The 17,293-nt window shown below is 42.5% G+C and carries 12 protein-coding genes and 1 tRNA gene; 11 read left to right on the forward strand and 2 right to left on the reverse strand.

What is annotated here, in order from left to right; genetic code table 11:
- Positions 1-66: 66 nt before the first annotated feature.
- Positions 67-582: a GTP-binding protein gene (locus DCK90_RS14355; protein WP_108246897.1), complete on the forward strand. Its 516-nt coding sequence runs from the start codon at positions 67-69 to the stop codon at positions 580-582.
- On the opposite strand, the gene era is transcribed toward DCK90_RS14355, so the two are convergent.
- The gene (gene era, locus DCK90_RS14360) at positions 579-1,460 is read right to left on the reverse strand and encodes a GTPase Era (RefSeq protein WP_108246971.1); all 882 of its coding nucleotides are present in this window, start codon (positions 1,458-1,460) and stop codon (positions 579-581) included. The two genes, DCK90_RS14355 and era, sit on opposite strands and share 4 nt — an antisense overlap.
- Positions 1,450-2,814 (reverse strand): alanine/glycine:cation symporter family protein, encoded by a 1,365-nt coding sequence (locus DCK90_RS14365; RefSeq protein ID WP_108246898.1) that lies wholly within the window; start codon positions 2,812-2,814, stop codon positions 1,450-1,452. Before DCK90_RS14365 ends, era begins: the two co-directional genes overlap by 11 nt.
- Before the next feature lie 114 nt (positions 2,815-2,928).
- On the opposite strand from DCK90_RS14365, the gene DCK90_RS14370 reads away from it, so the two are divergent.
- From DCK90_RS14370 to DCK90_RS14415, 10 genes are all read left to right on the forward strand, one after another.
- Positions 2,929-3,001 (forward strand) — tRNA-Met (locus tag DCK90_RS14370).
- A 183-nt stretch (positions 3,002-3,184) separates the two neighbouring features.
- Positions 3,185-4,705, forward strand: coding sequence for a helix-turn-helix domain-containing protein (locus DCK90_RS14375; protein ID WP_108246899.1), 1,521 nt, complete (start codon positions 3,185-3,187; stop codon positions 4,703-4,705).
- 73 nt (positions 4,706-4,778) lie between these two features.
- The gene (locus DCK90_RS14380) at positions 4,779-5,261 is read left to right on the forward strand and encodes a helix-turn-helix domain-containing protein (RefSeq protein ID WP_108246900.1); all 483 of its coding nucleotides are present in this window, start codon (positions 4,779-4,781) and stop codon (positions 5,259-5,261) included.
- A 372-nt stretch (positions 5,262-5,633) separates the two neighbouring features.
- Positions 5,634-8,876: a SusC/RagA family TonB-linked outer membrane protein gene (locus DCK90_RS14385; RefSeq protein ID WP_108246901.1), complete on the forward strand. Its 3,243-nt coding sequence runs from the start codon at positions 5,634-5,636 to the stop codon at positions 8,874-8,876.
- 27 nt (positions 8,877-8,903) lie between these two features.
- Positions 8,904-10,619, forward strand: coding sequence for a SusD/RagB family nutrient-binding outer membrane lipoprotein (locus DCK90_RS14390; protein WP_108246902.1), 1,716 nt, complete (start codon positions 8,904-8,906; stop codon positions 10,617-10,619).
- Positions 10,620-10,641: 22 nt separating this feature from the next.
- Positions 10,642-11,442 (forward strand): hypothetical protein, encoded by an 801-nt coding sequence (locus tag DCK90_RS14395; protein WP_108246903.1) that lies wholly within the window; start codon positions 10,642-10,644, stop codon positions 11,440-11,442.
- 346 nt (positions 11,443-11,788) lie between these two features.
- On the forward strand, positions 11,789-12,985 hold the full coding sequence (locus DCK90_RS14400) for an MFS transporter (RefSeq protein ID WP_108246904.1): 1,197 nt from the start codon (positions 11,789-11,791) through the stop codon (positions 12,983-12,985).
- A 60-nt stretch (positions 12,986-13,045) separates the two neighbouring features.
- Positions 13,046-13,381 carry a hypothetical protein gene (locus DCK90_RS14405; RefSeq protein WP_234414767.1) on the forward strand — a complete coding sequence of 112 codons (336 nt, stop codon included), beginning with the start codon at positions 13,046-13,048 and terminating at the stop codon, positions 13,379-13,381.
- Between the two features lie 80 nt (positions 13,382-13,461).
- Complete coding sequence (locus DCK90_RS14410) at positions 13,462-14,319, forward strand: HAEPLYID family protein (RefSeq protein ID WP_394339720.1); 858 nt, start codon at positions 13,462-13,464, stop codon at positions 14,317-14,319.
- Positions 14,320-14,456: 137 nt separating this feature from the next.
- Entirely contained in the window at positions 14,457-17,252 is a 2,796-nt protein-coding gene (locus tag DCK90_RS14415; protein WP_108246906.1) for a helix-turn-helix and ligand-binding sensor domain-containing protein, read from the forward strand.
- Positions 17,253-17,293: the final 41 nt, after the last annotated feature.

Raw genomic sequence — 17,293 nt, forward strand, 5'->3', positions numbered from 1 at the left:
TTTTGGCAAAAGTACCATTTATTATGAAGAAAAAATGATACCTTTTTTCATCATTTTCAAATGATTATGAGCGACTTGACCAACGAGATAGTTTTACGGCCCCGTTTTCGCGTGTCCCTAAGAGCAAATTTAGAACAATTGGAGTCCATTTTTGATTCGGCTTCGGCTGATTCCTTATTGATCAAAAGACTGGATGAACATATTTTTGTCAAGTTCAGAAAGGCGGAAACTACCTTTTGGACACCCCAACTTCATTTGGAACTATCTTCTTTTGAAGAAGGCGTGAGCAATATTCGTGGCGTCTTTGGCCCCAATCCCACGCTTTGGACCTTTTTTATGTTCCTCCATTTTGGTGTGGGCACCATTTTTATCATCATGGGAATTTTTGCCTATTCCAATTACTCTTTAGGCAAGGATGTTACCTTCTGGTTGGTGGGCATGTTCTCTTTAGTGATGATTTGGTTCGCACTTTACGCTTTTGGCCGTTTGGGAAAATCGAAAGGAAAAGACCAAATGGAACAGTTGAAACAATTTGTCCGGAATACCATCGCGCCTTTTGAACAAATCAATAGTGATGCCTAGCCATTGTACCCAAATCTCCTAAGCTGCTGGGAGTTGCTTCGCCAGTTCTTGTTCACTTTTACATATAGTTCGATGTGCACTTGTTTGGCAAAGAACTTTTCGAGGTCTTTTCTAGCTTCTACCCCTACTTTTTTAATGGCACTGCCCTTGTGCCCGATAATGATTCCTTTCTGGGTATCGCGTTCCACCATAATTACCGAACGGATGCGGATGATGTCCTCATCTTCCAAAAACTCCTCGGTCTCCACCTCAACGGAATAAGGGATTTCCTTTTTATAGTGAAGCAAGATTTTTTCGCGGATGGTCTCGTTCACAAAAAAACGCTCTGGTTTGTCCGTCATTTGGTCCTTTGGATAATACGGCGGAGCCTCGGGCAACAATTCCAAAATACGATTGAATACTTCGGTAACATTAAAGTTTTCCAAAGCGGATATGGGATGAATTTCTGCGCTGGGCAATTGTTCCTGCCAATACTGCATCTGCTCTTCCAATATTTGTTGATCGGATTTATCAATTTTATTGAGAAGGAGCAATACTGGAATCTTGCTATTCTGTAGTTTCTTGAAGAAATTTTCGTCTTTGAGCGCTTTCTCCCCTATTTCCACCATGTAGAGCAACACATCCGCATCCTCGAAAGCGGATTTCACAAAATCCATCATGGAGGTTTGCAGCTCATAGGCCGGTTTGATAATACCAGGGGTATCGGACAAAATCACTTGGAAATCATCCCCATTGACAATGCCCAAAATACGATGACGGGTGGTCTGCGCCTTGGAGGTGATAATGGACAATTTTTCGCCCACAAAGGCATTCATCAACGTGGACTTGCCCACATTGGGGTTTCCGATAATATTTACAAATCCTGCTTTATGCGCCACCGTTCTTTCTTTTTTCAAAATATTGTTTGGATGCTGCGTTCACCTTTGGTGAAAGGTACAACACAGCGATCATATTTGGGATGACCATCAATGCATATGATAGGTCAATCAGGTTTTTTACCAATTTCAAGGATGCCACTGCGGCGAAAACAATCATCACTATAAAAAATACATTGTACCACTTTCCGATTTTGGCATTCGTTAAAAACGACAAGCTTTTCACACCATAATACGAATATGTGAACAGGGTCGATAATGCAAAAGCTGCCACGATTACCATCAAGAGCACATCTCCTATTCCGTACAAGGTGGTTTCAAAGGCGGACATTGTCATGGTAATTCCACTCCCATCCTCAAGATAGGCACCACTCAAAATAATCACCACCGCTGTAAAGGTACACACTAAAATGGTATCGATAAATGGACCCAACATGGCAACGAGTCCTTCTTTTGCCGGTTCATCGTTACGGGATTGCCCGTGGTACATAGGTGCACTACCGAGACCGGCTTCGTTGGAGAACATGGCCCTACGGACCCCCACGATTACGAGGCCCCAGAATCCTCCCGTAACGGCGGTATCGAAGTTCCAAGCTTCGACCAGAATCATTTTTAGAGCTGGCCAAACTTCGCCTGCATGGCTAGCCATCACAAAAATGACCGCCAACAGATAAATTCCCACCATAAAAGGCACAATGGCAGATGCTACTTTGGCGATTTTGGTCAATCCCCCAAAAATTACAATTGATGTGATGATGGCCAGAAAAAAGCCTATTCCCAACTTCCAATTGTATTCGCTTGTAGCAAAAAGAGTTTCATGTGGTTGCACAACGCCCATAAATGCTTCGGTAAATTGATTGGCGGTAAATACCCCCAAAAACCCAAACAGCCCACAAATACTAAAAAAGATGGCCATGGGCTTTGCCCAATTCCCCATTCCTTGTGTGATATAAAACATAGGCCCTCCTTGCATGTGACCATCGGAATCTGTTCCACGGTACATGATGGCCAAGCTCCCTGAATAGAATTTGATGCCCATGCCCAAGAGTGCGGTCATCCAAATCCAGAACACTACGCCTGGACCTCCATCATGAATGGCAATGGCCACACCGGATATGTTTCCCAATCCAACAGTTGCCGCTACTGCCGCCGATAATGCTTGAAACGAACTTACATCTCCTTTTGCATTCTTGTCATCGTACTTTCCCGAGACCACGGCAATGGCGTGACCAAAATGACGGAAGGGTGCAAATTTGGAGTAAAAAGCAAGAAAGAGCCCGCCACCAATAAGAAGAATGAACATGGGCCACTCGGTGTAGGGCAAAAGTGAGGATATAAAATCGTTGATTGCGTCCATAAGGTAAAAACGGCCAATTTATGGATTTTGAGCGGGATAGACGTTAAGTAAAAAGGAATATTAGGTTTAAGTTTGGAAATGATAAAAAAAGGGTTGTATATTTGCCGTCCACATCGCGGGGTAGAGCAGTAGGTAGCTCGTCGGGCTCATAACCCGAAGGTCGCTGGTTCGAGTCCAGTCCCCGCTACTAGAAACAAAAAAAGCCGAGAAATATTTTCTCGGCTTTTTTTATGCATACTTTTCAAAACCTACGACCTTATAGGTATTCCAAGGGTAAACTTTTATCGGGGCTTACCTACTTTAATAGTTTGTTAACGTTTTTAACACGGTATTTTCATAAATTGTTAATACTAATTCATCATCAATCAAAATGAGACAATCTGCCAACTATATTGTCTTACTACTTCTATGGCTAAACCTCACGTATGCCCATGGCCTTACGGTAAACAGCGGTTATGGTGGTTTTCCCGTACCCACGGCAGAAACCTTTAAAGACTCATTGGATTGGGCAGATTATTATTTCAATATTCACCGATTTGAAGAGGCTGTCCCCTTGTATCAAAAGAATCTTAACGTTAGCAATGAGGAAGATAAAATACACATTTTAAAAAAGTTGGCGCTTAGTCAGGCTGCATTGAAGAAACCAGAAGAGTCAATAGGACATATCTACGATTATTTCAAAATCGATTTTCAGCCCACTTTTTTATTGCATGAGGATTTTGATGGAATTCGAGACAATCAGGAGTTTCAAAAATTGTCAGGTACTGTTTTGCCAAAAATAAATACGTGGTCCGTATTTTACTTTTTTGTGTCACTTATTGGGTTCTACGTAACGTTCATGCTGGTCATCAACAAAAAAATTGATAAACAGGCTAGAAATCTTATTGCCACTTTTGTATTTATTCATTCCCTATTTATTCTGAATATATGCATCAACCAGACCAATTATGTGTTCGTATTCCCCCACACCTATTTGATGTCGACCTGGTGTTCCTTTTTATATGGCCCATTGCTCTTCCTATATTTTAAAAGAGTATCAAAATCATCGGATTTACATAAATCGGATTTGTGGCACTTTCTGCCAACAGTAATCCTGACAATCTATCTCATATTTACAGTTTATGGGTTTTCCGGAACAGAAAAAATCAACCAAATGCTGCAAAGACTGGAAGAAGGTTTAAATCCTGGGGATTCAACCAAACTAGTGCTAATGGTTGCACTCAAATCCTTATCCCTCGGGATATATGCTTTTTTTGTTCACTTGATCTTGAGCAAGAATACATCCGAACTGAGCAAGAAGACGAGGACTTGGCAAAAGAACATTTATATAATACATGTTAGCTATGTTGTAGTCTACCTTATATATGGTGCTTACATTATAACCGGGAACAACAGCGGAATCCTGTACCATGCGCCCATAGTTCTTTTAAGCACCATGGTTTTATATGTGGGATATGCCGCCAATGTTCAGCCCGATGTATTCAGTGGACGATATGCCTATACTAACCCTCTTTTCCCGAAATATGTAAAGTCCGGGCTAACAGATAGTTTGTCGCAAGAACTGAAACATCAGTTGAGCGACCTCTTCCACAATGAAAAATTGTACAGGAAAAGCGATATCAATCTGGACATGGTCGCCGAAAAATTGGACACGACACGCCACAATGCCTCGCAACTCATCAATGAGCACTTTAATATGAGCTTTCGTGAGTTTGTAAACTCCCATCGTATCCAAGAAGCAAAGGAACTGCTGGCTCAAGAAAATGAACTGAACATTATTGATGTTGCCTACGAGGTCGGCTACAACAACAAAGTCTCTTTCAATAAAGCTTTTAAGAAAGACACCCAACTTACTCCCAGCGAATACCTCAATGCCCTAAAGCAAGGGTAAACTCTTATCGGGAACACCTAAAAACATTGGTTTTCTAGCTAACTAGTAGTCATCAATCAAAAATCATCAATCAATGAAACGACTACTCAAACAATTCGTTGTAAAGTACGTTGTGGGCCCTGAACGGACTTTGGCCCCAACGGACAGTCATGAAAAGTACAAAAAGTCCGGATTAACTGAGGAGGAAGCTGTTTTGATTCGAAGGAAAATCAAGGATGCCTTTGATCAGAACAAAATTTACAGGAACAACACCCTCTGTCTTGATGATCTATCTGATCATATTGAGGAAAACAGGTACAAGGTTTCACAGGTCATCAACACCTTCTTCTCCAAGAATTTCTATTCATTCTTGAACGAATATAGAATAGAAGAAGCTAAAGATCTTCTGGTAGAAGACCCCTCCCTCAGTGTAAAGGCGATTATGTACGAAGTTGGTTTTAACAGTAAAAACAGCTTTTACAGCGCCTTTAAGAAAATTACCGGGTATAGCCCCAACGATTACCGAGCTGCGGTAAGCACTAATTTCGATAGGCAACACGAAATGCAAATGGCATAGCAGCGGACTCTAAATCGTTTAGAGCTATTCCCACAAAACCTCTTGGAACACCAAGGGGTTTTTTAATGATTCATTATCAAATTGTTATAAAACATTGCGATAAGTGTTAAAAACAGTCCTTCCCCAAGGGCATCCATTTTTTTAAGGTTCTAGCCGTTTAAAAAGTACCTCTTCGAACTCGCTAATAAGTTGATTTGTTATGCAATTGTAAAGGTAGGGCGGTGAGAGGCTCTACTTCTTAAAAAGACAAAATCCATTGAGTTTTGTTCACTTCCCAGAAGTATTATTTGAATTAGCTATCAATTTCCTAGCGCCGTCCACCTTTCTCAGTTGCACTAACTCAATTCAAATTACTAACAAAACTTTATTCGTATGAAAGTAAAGAAACTGTTTGGAGCGCTATTGGCCATGTGTCTATCCATTGCATTTGTCCACGCTCAAGAAAAAACGGTTACCGGTACGGTCACCGACCAAGACGGGGTACCCTTGCCCGGTGTCAACATTGTTGTGAAAGGCACCGTTAAAGGAACCCAGTCCGATTTTGATGGCAACTACGTTATCGAAGCCAACGAAGGAGATGTCCTTGTATTCTCCTATTTAGGACAACGAACACTTGAAAGAAGCGTAGGTGCAGCAAGCGTTTTGAACGTTCAAATGGAGGAAGACGCATCCCAACTGGAAGAAGTGGTAGTCACCGCACAGGGTATAGTCCGGGAAAAGCGTTCCTTAGGCTATTCGGTAACCACGGTGGAATCCGACAAGGTAGAATCAAGACCGGAAGCGGATGTTGCCAGAGTACTAAACGGCAAAGTTGCCGGGGTAAACATTACCTCGAACAACGGTATGTCCGGTTCCGGAACCAACATAATCATTAGGGGCTATTCTTCGGCAACACAGTCCAATCAACCCTTATTTATTGTCGATGGGATTCCTTTTGATTCTGGTACCAACACCCAGACGAACTTTTTGGATGGAAATACAGAGTCCAGCCGATTCCTGGACCTTGACCCGAACAACATCGAAAGTGTAAGTGTATTGAAAGGGTTGAGTGCCACTGTACTCTACGGTAACCGAGGTAGAAATGGTGTGATACTGATCACAACAAAAGGTTCTGCCTCCGGAGATGCTCCGTCCAAAACGGAAGTTTCCATCACACAATCCGTGTTTATGTCCAACGCCGTGCTTCCAAAGTTCCAGGACAACTATGGTAGTGGATTCCATCAAGGATTTGGATTCTTCTTCAGTAACTGGGGCCCTCGTTTTGACCGTACTGACGATGATGGTATTGCCACGGCAGCCCAATACATAAGAACTGGTCCAAACGGAGTGGCATTGACACAACACCCGTTCAACTATATCGCCGACCCAACCTTAATTGCCGGTTATGAAGATTTACTGAGTGTTGAATATCCGTACCAACCTTATAATGGAGTTGAAGAATTCTTCAGGACGGGATATGTATACAGCACCTCCGTAAATGTTCGTGGTGGTTCCGAAAAAGTAAATTTCAATGCGAATTACGGCCGTACGGAAGATATCGGGGTCACCCCTGGCAACAAGTTGCTACGTAACAACTTCAGTTTAGGTGGAAATGCGGTACTATCCAACAACTTTACCGTGTCCGGGGTCTTCAATTTTGCCAGAACAGGCTACAAGTCACCTCCAAATGCCGTGAGTACAGGTAGTGGTGCCGCTTTTAATGGCTCAGCCATATTTGGTGACGTACTTTACACGCCAAGAAACATCGATTTGACCAATCTTCCATTCCAAGCAGCGGATGGCCGAAGCTTGTACTATAGGTCAGGTAACGATATCCAAAATCCATACTGGACCGTTGCCAATTCCAAAACTGCACAGGAAACCGACCGATTTACTGGAAACGTTTCCATGGGCTATGCCTTGAACGATTGGATGAACCTGACTTACCGAGTGGGACTGGATACATATACAGAATTAAATTCCTACGGACAGAACAGAGGCGGCGTGGATGGCCCTACGTTGGGAATTTTAAGGACTACCTCCGTTCGAAACTCGATTTGGAACCACGATTTGATTCTTAGTGCAGAGAAAAATCTTTCCGAAGATTTGAACCTTACCGCCACGTTGGGTGCCAATAGTCGTAGGGACACCTATGCACAGGACGGTATAGAGAGTCAAGGACAATTGGTTTTTGGAGTGCTTGAACATTATAATTTTACGACTCCATCCTCCATAAACTCCTTTTCTGGTACCGATCTGAATCAAAACTTCGAGGAAAATCTTGTTGGTATTTATTTGGATGCAACCCTGTCCTATAAAGATTTATTGTATTTAAACGTAGTGGGGAGAAACGACTGGTCGTCCACATTGGAAAGAGAAAACAATTCCCTGTTTTACCCGGGAGCCAGTTTATCCTTTATTCCTACCACAGCCTTTCCTGCATTGCAGGGGAATGTACTCAACTATGCAAAACTTAGGGTAGGTTACGGTTCATCCGCAGGTTTCCCAACTCCATTTAACACTAGGGATGTACTCACCTTGAATTCTAGAACATTTGTAGACCTCAATGGCAACGTAGTTTCCGGAAATACTGTTTCAGATGTACTGGGTAATCGCGATTTATCCCCGGAAAGAGTACAGGAACTGGAAATAGGTTTGGATACACGTCTTTTCAATAGGCTCAACTTTAATGTCAGCTTGTATCAAAAATCGACTACAGACCTGATTACCAACCGCACATTGGACAGTTCCACAGGTTTCCGCTCCACCTTTGTAAATATTGGGGAGGTTGAAACCAAAGGTATAGAAGCCGATTACGACCTTACCATACTCAGGGAAAGCGAAGCAGGCATCGGTTTTAACCTTGCAGGGAACTTTACAGCCAGCGAAACCACAGTAACCGACTTGGCAGAGGGAACCAACAACATCCTATTGACCTTCGCTGTGGCCGGTGAGGCTGCCAACTACGCTGTGGAAGGCAGACCATTTGGGGTATTGCTCGGCAGCACCATCCAAAGAGATGACAACGGCAACAAAGTGGTAGGGCCAAATGGTAGATACCTGGTAGACAACAACATCACCGAAATTGGCGACCCAAACCCAGACTGGACCACTGCCATGATTCCGACCATTAGCTTTAAAAACTTCACTCTTTCGGCCAACTTGCAATATCGCCATGGTGGAGATGTGTATTCGGTAACAACGGCAGGACTGATAGGTCGTGGAGTTGTTGATCCCGACAATCCTATTGACAGGGAATCCAACTACATACTCCCGGGCGTTTTTGCCGATGGAAGTCCGAACAATGTGGCCATTACAGCAACCGAGTTTGGTTTCAACACCTTTTTTGGGGGGGATATCAACGAAGTAAACGTGTTTGATGGCACTACCATCAGGTTACAGGAAGCTTCATTAGGATACTCCATTCCTAAGAAAATGTTGGAAAAAACCCCTTTTGGCAGTCTATCACTAACACTGTCCGGTTCCAATCTTTGGTACAAGGCAGTGAACTTCCCCGATGACGTCAGATACGACACCAACTCATCGAGTACAGGAGTTGGTAACGGACAAGGAATTGATTTCTTCACTGGGCCATCCACCAGAAGGTATGGTCTTACCGTAAGAGCATCATTTTAATCGCAGCTAACAAGAATCAGAAACATTATGAAAAAAATATCAAATATACTAAGTCTCATCATCGCTGCACTGACAGTTATGCTGGGCTGCGAGAGCACTACTTTGGATGTAGTGGAGAGCCCCAATGCATTAAATCCGTCGCAGGCGAGCGTTGATTTCTTTTTGAATCAAATACAACTAATGACCGCCCAGATTCATTCCGGTGAAGAAGGCCGTGCCGAAAATGGCCTAAGTCAATTTGGAATGGAACCAGTGAGAATTCAACATGGTTTTGGTCCCACCTATCGGGAGAATTACGACCCATCTGATTTTGATAGGGTTTGGGACAATGTGTATGCCCGTGCCTTGATAGATATTAGGACCATGAATCCTTTGGCAGAAGAAGCCGGTCAGTTCACACATATCGCCATTGGCCAGATATTGGAAGCGTACATTATGATGTCCATGGTTGATTTCTTTGGAGATGTACCTTACTCTGAAGCCGCAATGGGCGGCGAGGGAATTTTAAATCCAACTGTTGACTCGGGAGCTACCATTTACCAAGCGGCGGACCAACTTTTGGTGGATGCTATTGCCAATTTGAACAAGGACGAAACCTCCCTCCCATCGGATGATCTATTTTACAATGCCAATGAAGACCAATGGAAGAAAGTGGCAAACACCATGCGCTTGAAGTTATATCTTCAAACTCGTTTGGCATCTGCCGAAGGTTTTGGGGCATCCGTGTCCACTTCGCGCATCAATGAATTGATTGCGGGCAACCAACTGATTTTGGACCCAACCGATGATTTTTTCTTTCAATGGGGAACCAATAATGCCTCTCCGGATAGCAGACATCCCTATTTTGATGCCAACTACGACGGTGCGGGGCCAAGTTCGGACTTTTACACCTGTAATTATTATATGAATTTGATGGCCAACCAATATGGAGAACCTGATCCACGGATTCGCTACTATTTTTACCGACAACAAGAAGACTTTTCTGGTGCAGATGTAGTTACCAAGGAATGTGTTACCGAAATATCACTTCCTTCATGGTGGGACCCTTCCGAACCCTACTGTTTGGTTCCCGCTACCAATGGTTTGAGCGGATATTGGGGCAGAAACCATTTGGACGATGACGGTATTCCTCCAGATGATGCCTTTAGAACGCTGCACGGAACTTATCCAGTTGGTGGACCGTTCGATGACAACTCTTTTAGAAATGTATCCGGTTCCGGAGCAGTGAACGAAGGGCTTGTAGGCGCAGGAATATCCCCTATTTTGATGTCTTCCTATACCTATTTCATGTTAGCAGAAGCATCATTGACACTGAATACTACAGGAAGCGCTCGTGATTATTTAGAAACAGGCATACGGCAATCCATTGGCACCGTTATGGACTTTGGGGCTTCTTTGGCAGAGGGTACAGGATTTGTCCCGACCTCAACAGCCGTCGACAATCATGTTGCAGAAATATTGGCAGCATATGATGCCGGTAATGATACGGACAAACTTCGAATTATTGTGGAGCAATACTTTATTGCTTTATGGTGCAACGGAATTGAAGCATACAACACATATAGAAGAACAGGTCAACCCGATAACTTGACGCCTGCCTTTACCACCAACGACCCAGGGCCTTTCCTAAGATCTATGTGGTATTCACAGACCGCTGCGGACAGCAATACGAACATTACACAGAAAAGTGCACCAAGTACTCCCGTGTTCTGGGACACCAACCCCGATGGATTCGTTGATTGATTTAATTCTAAAAACAATACTTATGAAAAGTAACTTTAAATATATAATCGGTCTATCACTACTGATTTTGGGAATAGCGGCCTGTGAAGACGAGGACAAAAATCCACTCAACGTGTTTGAGCTGGAAGATTCGGCCGCACCTTATGTGAGGATAAAACTGGACGAAACCATTGTTGCCAAAGGTGACTTGGCCAATTCCACTTTCTCCGGTACCGTTGACGACCCCAGTGACAATGTAGCATCATGGGATTTGAGTGTGACTTTGGAATCTGGCGGGGTATCTTCCGATACTGTACCGTTGGCAACAATAACAGAGTTCCCGAGCAACCTTTCCATTCCTTATACCGACATTGCCAGTGCACTGGGTATCACAGTGGATGATATCTCTGGAGGCGACTTCATCAGATTTTTGGGAGAATCCACAGGAACAGATGGAACAGTAACCACAGTGGCCAACTATAGTGCGACCCTTACTGGACAGCCAGAACAATTACAAGCATTTAACTTTATTGTTCTTGTTAAGTGCTCTCCCATTTCAGGGACTACGGTACCAGGAACATGGGTAATAGAAATGCAAGATCTTTACGGTGATGGTTGGGATGGTGCCTTCGTCACTTTTGAGATTGATGGGGTCACGACTGACTATACGTTTACCGCTAGTGATGCAGCGACTTTTAATGTAAATGTGCCCGAAGGAACCAGCAGTTTGGTAGTCTCCTACACCAGTGGTGCTTTTGAAGAAGAACACGTGTACACCGTTGAAACACCCGAGGGCGAGGTTTTGGGGCCATTTGGACCCAATCCATCTCCGTGTATCAATTGATTTTTTACAAACTTGTTCAAGAAAGAGACTCGCTTCATTTGGAGCGGGTCTTTTATTTTTGGCAAAAAAGGTGCTAATACATCGGGAAAGAGTACTTGTGGTTGAGGGTTTCCGAGAAAAAACAGGTGTTGCCCTAATTTGGCAACAGATTAATCAACAGCAAATAACAGCCTTGAACCCAAAATATCCTTTCAAAAGTATTTGTTTCATTTTTTGAATGTATTTGAATTAGTCCAAACTTCAAGGCTGTTTATTTCCGTAAGGTAATTGAATATAGAATTAAGCCAATATCCTTGCTTAGGAATTAAGTGATTCCAATTACCTTTGTCCTCTTAATAAAATAAGCTTGGACAAGACTTCGCAATCAACCAATAAAAAAGCCCTTTTATCTCTCGCCATCGGTGGTTTCGGCATAGGCCTTACAGAATTTGTAATCATGGGCATTCTTCCCAATATTGCCGGTTCTCTTGATATTTCCATTCCTAAAGCGGGACATTTCATAGCCATCTATGCCCTTGGGGTAGTTATAGGTGCGCCCGTAATGGCAAGAATCACCAACAACCTCAATCCAAAGAAAACCTTGCTCTTCTTAATGGTTTGGTTTACCATTTTCAACACATTGTCGGCCTTTTCGGGCAATTATTGGACAATGATGCTTTTCCGTTTTCTTTCCGGTATGCCGCACGGAGCGTTTTTTGGCATTGGTGCTGTGGTATCGGGTTATTTGGCCAAACCGGGCAAAGCTGCTCAGGCCATGGCCGTAATGTTTTCAGGTTTGACCGTCGCCAATATTATTGGAGTACCGCTAGGCACATATATTGGACAGGAACTGCATTGGAGTTATTCTTTTATGTTGGTAGGGATTGCTGGTATTGCCACTTTTTGCAGCCTTTATTTTTGGATGCCAAAAAAAGGATTGGATGAAGCTGATAATTCCGACTCTAAAAACCCTTCACCCGGCCTAAAAAACAAAAAATTATGGGCCTTGATTGCCCTTACCACTGTGGGTACCGGCGGCTTTTTTGCCTGGTACAGCTACATTGCCCCTTTGGTTATCAACGTAACCAAGCTTCCCGAAGCAAACGTTGGATACGTTATGATCGTGGCAGGATTCGGGATGTTTTTTGGAAATTTTTTAGGGGCGAGAATGGTGGAAACTTTCAATCCCGTAAAATCCGTGGTCATAAGCATGTTTAGCATGACAATGATACTTCTGTTGAACTCTATTTTCGCAAGTAACGACATTGCCATATACGTACTTAGCTTTATTGTCGGCGTTATTACCTTTTCTATCTCAGCACCCATCCAAATAGCCATCATAAGAGCTGCCAAGGGCGCGGAGAAACTAGGGTCTTCCATGAACCAAAGTGCTTTTAATATGGGAAATGCCTCGGGCGCTTATTTTGGTGGTCTGCCCATGGTTTTTGGACTGGGATTCAACTACGCCAGTGTTGTTGGCGGAGTTTTGGCCTGTATCGGCGGTGTTATAGGAATTGTGATTCTTTACATGGATAAATTATCCAAAAGCAAAAAAGAGTCTTAGTTTTACAACGTGATTTGTCTTTTACGAAATAGCACTTTCTTAAAGATATTCTGGAGTTTGATGGGTCTATACCTATTGAACATTAGTGTGGATTCGCCGGACCGGTATCCCGACCATGTTCCCGAAGACCTATCCAATAACGACCAAGAGAGTATTATCGAGATTTTGGTTGAAAAGGTCCTGGGCTACGGGGATGTATTTAAAGAATACGACGACCCTGATAAAGAAGACCATAATAGTGGCTCCAGTTTTAAAATCAAGCTAACCGTACATCAACCCAACCATAATTATTCCCGATACTATATTTTGATGGGTAAAAAGAAAAAGTTTCCAGATAAGAACTCTCTCTTGACCCATCTATACATCCAGAAGGACACCCCTCCTCCCGAAGTATGATTTGTTTTCTTAGCCAAACCCGTCCCTTTTCACCATAAGGTCCGGGCAATTCAACATTCACATAAAACAAATCAAAATACATGAAAAACATCATAAAAAAAATGATGCCGATAGTTCTATTGGTATCATCCACTATATCTTATTCCCAAATTAGCAATACCGAGAAAGACAGTCTTTACATAAATCAAATCGAGGAAAAAAAACAACCTGCCAAGGTGCTCCACGCAGAACCCTTATATATTGACCTAATACGTGACCTCGGTGCACGAAAAGGGGAACGGGAGTGGAACCTTGGATTGGGGCTGACAGACGAGCTCACTTTTGATTCCTACGAAGCTCTTATCGAGTACGAATGGGCCCCAATGGATAGGTTGGGTCTTGAAGTGGAGCTACCCTTTACGTTTTATTCTCCTTTGGCGGACAATGGCGGGGTCCAAACACCTTCCAATAGATTGAACAGTATCAAAATTGCGACTCAATGGTCGTTCTTTGTAAACGAACGAATGGCCACCTCAATGGCCATAGGTTACATTAATGAGTTTGAACTATCGGACTTCAGAAATTTTGGCAAGCCCTTGATCTCTGGAAATGTATACAACCCTTTCTTGGTGGTTGCCAAACGTTGGGGCAACAATTTCCACTCCTTGGTGTATACCGGTCCTATGATAGGTCACGAATACGAAAGCGGGGAAGTACATACATCCTACGATGTTAACACTAGTTTCCACTACATGATTCCCGGTACACGGAACTTTATTGGGGTAGAGTTCAACAAAACCTGGGAGAGCAGTGATTTTGATATGACCATGCGCCCTCAAATGCGACTTGGAATCGCTGATAATTTAATGATAGGCATTATCGCGGGAGTTCCCATTAGCAGGGAGAATGAGCGTTTCAGTTCATTTTTGCGACTTATTTGGGAACCAAAACATAAGTAGTTCACAATGCATACAGAAATCAAGGGGCTTTTATGATAAGCCCCTTGATTTTATCCAAACAGATAAAAAAGCGAGTTTTAATTATAGTACTTACCTTTATCTTTAAATGTTTTGATGCTTAATTAAATCAGTTCCGTTTGAGACTCCTAATCGTTTTTTTATTATTCATATTTTCTTCAGCACTCGTTGGTCAGGAGCTTCCCCCCATTAAAAATTATACCCCAAAGGAATATAATGGGGAATTTCAGAATTGGGGAATCACACAATCCCCTTCAAAGAACATATATGTGGCTAACCACACCAGTCTTTTGGAGTTTGATGGCAGTAAATGGCACCAATATAAATTACCTACATCTCCTGTAATTCGCTCGGTAATGGCCGTTGGAGACAAAATTTACACGGGATCCTACCGTGAATTTGGTTTTTGGACCAAAAAAGCAAATGGCGAACTTGCATATACCTCATTATCCCAAAAAATGGAAACCCCCATTTCGGAGGACGAGGAATTTTGGGATATTGTTGTCCTGGACCAGTGGGTCCTCTTCCAATCACTGGACAGAATCTATATCTATGACAACCTTGAAAGCAGCTTTAAGGTGATCGAAGCAAAATCGGACAAGGCAAACATGGGCGTCGTAAACAACAATGTTTATTTTCAAATTGCCAAAGAAGGTTTGTTCACCATCCAAAATGGAGAGGCACAATTGGTAAGCAATGACCCTGTATTTACCAAAGAGCCCATAGTTGGGCTGTACGGTGTTGGGAATGACCTATTGATCCTTACCGAAAGTTCCCGGTTCTACAGATACGATTCGGAGACTGTTACGCCGTTGGAAACCGCCATGGATGATTTGAACATCAAACTATATAGCAGCATTCGACTAAACGATAGTTCTTTTGTACTCGGTAGTATATCTAACGGTTTTTATCACCTCTCTCCAGATGGTGAGACCATCATACGGAACATCGATCAGGAAAAAGGATTGAACAACAATACGGTTCTATCCCTTTTTGAAGATGCTGAAAACAACTTATGGCTTGGTCTGGATAACGGTATTGCGACCGTAAACCTATACTCCCCCTTTAATGAATATGTCGACAAATTGGGCAACCTTGGGCTGGTATACGCCGCATTGAACCACGAAGGACACTTATATTTGGGTACCAATCAGGGCTTGTTTTACCGAAGGACCGCCTCTCAAGATCCTTTTAGGTTGATTGATGGCACGCAAGGACAAGTATGGAATCTTCAGCTTTTGGATTCCACTATCTTCTGCGGACACAATAATGGCACTTTCATTATCGAGGAAAACAGGGCCGAACTTATTTCGGATTATCCCGGGACATGGGGCGTAAAACCTATTAAGGGTCACAACAACCTTTTATTACAAGGAAATTACAACGGATTGAGCATTCTTGAAAAGGTAGATGGTTTTTGGAAATTCCGGAATGCCATCGATGGCTTTACCATTTCCAGTCGTTTTTTTGAAATGGATTCCCTTCAGGTAGTCGTGGACCATGAAAAAAAAGGACTGTATTTTATCGAGCTCGATCCAAGCTTCAGAGAAGTTAAGCAGGTAACCAATGTGGAACGTATCGGTCACAGTTCGAACATCTTTAGTTTTCAGGATGAACTTTACTATAAAACCAATGCAGCCATCTACAATATTGATGGAGAAAATGATATTGCACTGGACAGCACTTTGACCCAAATGATCTTTAATGAAAGTAATGGGCAAATCAGTATTATAATTCCCGAAGATTCCGAACAACGGCTCTGGTTTTTCACAGATTACGGCATACAATATGTTACCCAAAGTACCCTTAGCAATAAACTTAGTACTTCCCATATTTCCATACCTAAGGACATCCGTGCCAATTTAGGGGTCTCTGGATTTGAGAACATCTCAAAAATATCCGACTTCAAATATTTGATAGGAAGTTCCAATGGATTTGTTTCTTTGGACCTTACCAAGGTTGAACCTTCAAAACAAGAAGTACAGATAAATTCCATTTATTTTGGGAGCTACCAAGAGTTGTCCAACAAAGCACCTACCGATTCAAACAGGACATTCGTGCATGCGAACAATAATATAAGGTTCGAATACAGTGTACCAGAGTTTGATAAATACACCGAGGTACGTTATCAGTACAAAATGGAAAACTTGTACGAAGGGTGGAGCGAATGGTCAGAAAACACCGATGTTACCTTCAAGAACCTTTCTTTTGGGGATTACATATTTACCATAAGGGCCATGGTGGGCAATAACTTGAGTTCGAATACTGCTTCGTACAGTTTTACCATATCTCGCCCTTGGTACCTATCCGACCTCGCCCTTTTGGCATATACAATGGCGGTTTTACTCATATTTATAGTGGTACATAGGCTTTACAAGAACTATTATCGAAGGAAACAAGAATCCCTTATTAAGCAAAACCACAAAGAACTGGAACGCAGGGAACTGGAGGAAAAAGAGCGTATTGCTCAAATACAGACCGAAAAGCTTCAAAATGAAATTGACAACAAGAATCGTGAACTTGCCATTTCCACAATGAGTTTGGTCAAAAAAAATAAGTTTCTGTCATCCTTAAAGTCGCAATTGAAGGAAGTACCAAACAAGGATAGGAACATTAGAACCGTAATCAGGGAAATAGACCAGAACATCAACAGCGAAGATGATTGGAAGTTCTTTGAAGATGCATTCAACAATGCTGACAAAGACTTTTTAAAGCGAATCAAGAGTAAACACGATAGTCTAACCAATAACGACTTAAGATTGTGTGCCTATTTAAGGCTGAATCTTTCCTCCAAAGAGATTGCACCATTGCTAAATATATCGGTAAAAAGTGTAGAAATGAAGCGCTACCGGCTCCGTAAAAAATTCGACCTGCCACACCACGATAACCTTATAGATTACATTTTAAACTTTTAGGCGACTCTACTTTCCCACATCACAACACTACATTTCTTAAA

Source organism: Muricauda brasiliensis (assembly GCF_003057865.1).
Lineage (GTDB): Bacteria > Bacteroidota > Bacteroidia > Flavobacteriales > Flavobacteriaceae > Flagellimonas > Flagellimonas chongwuensis.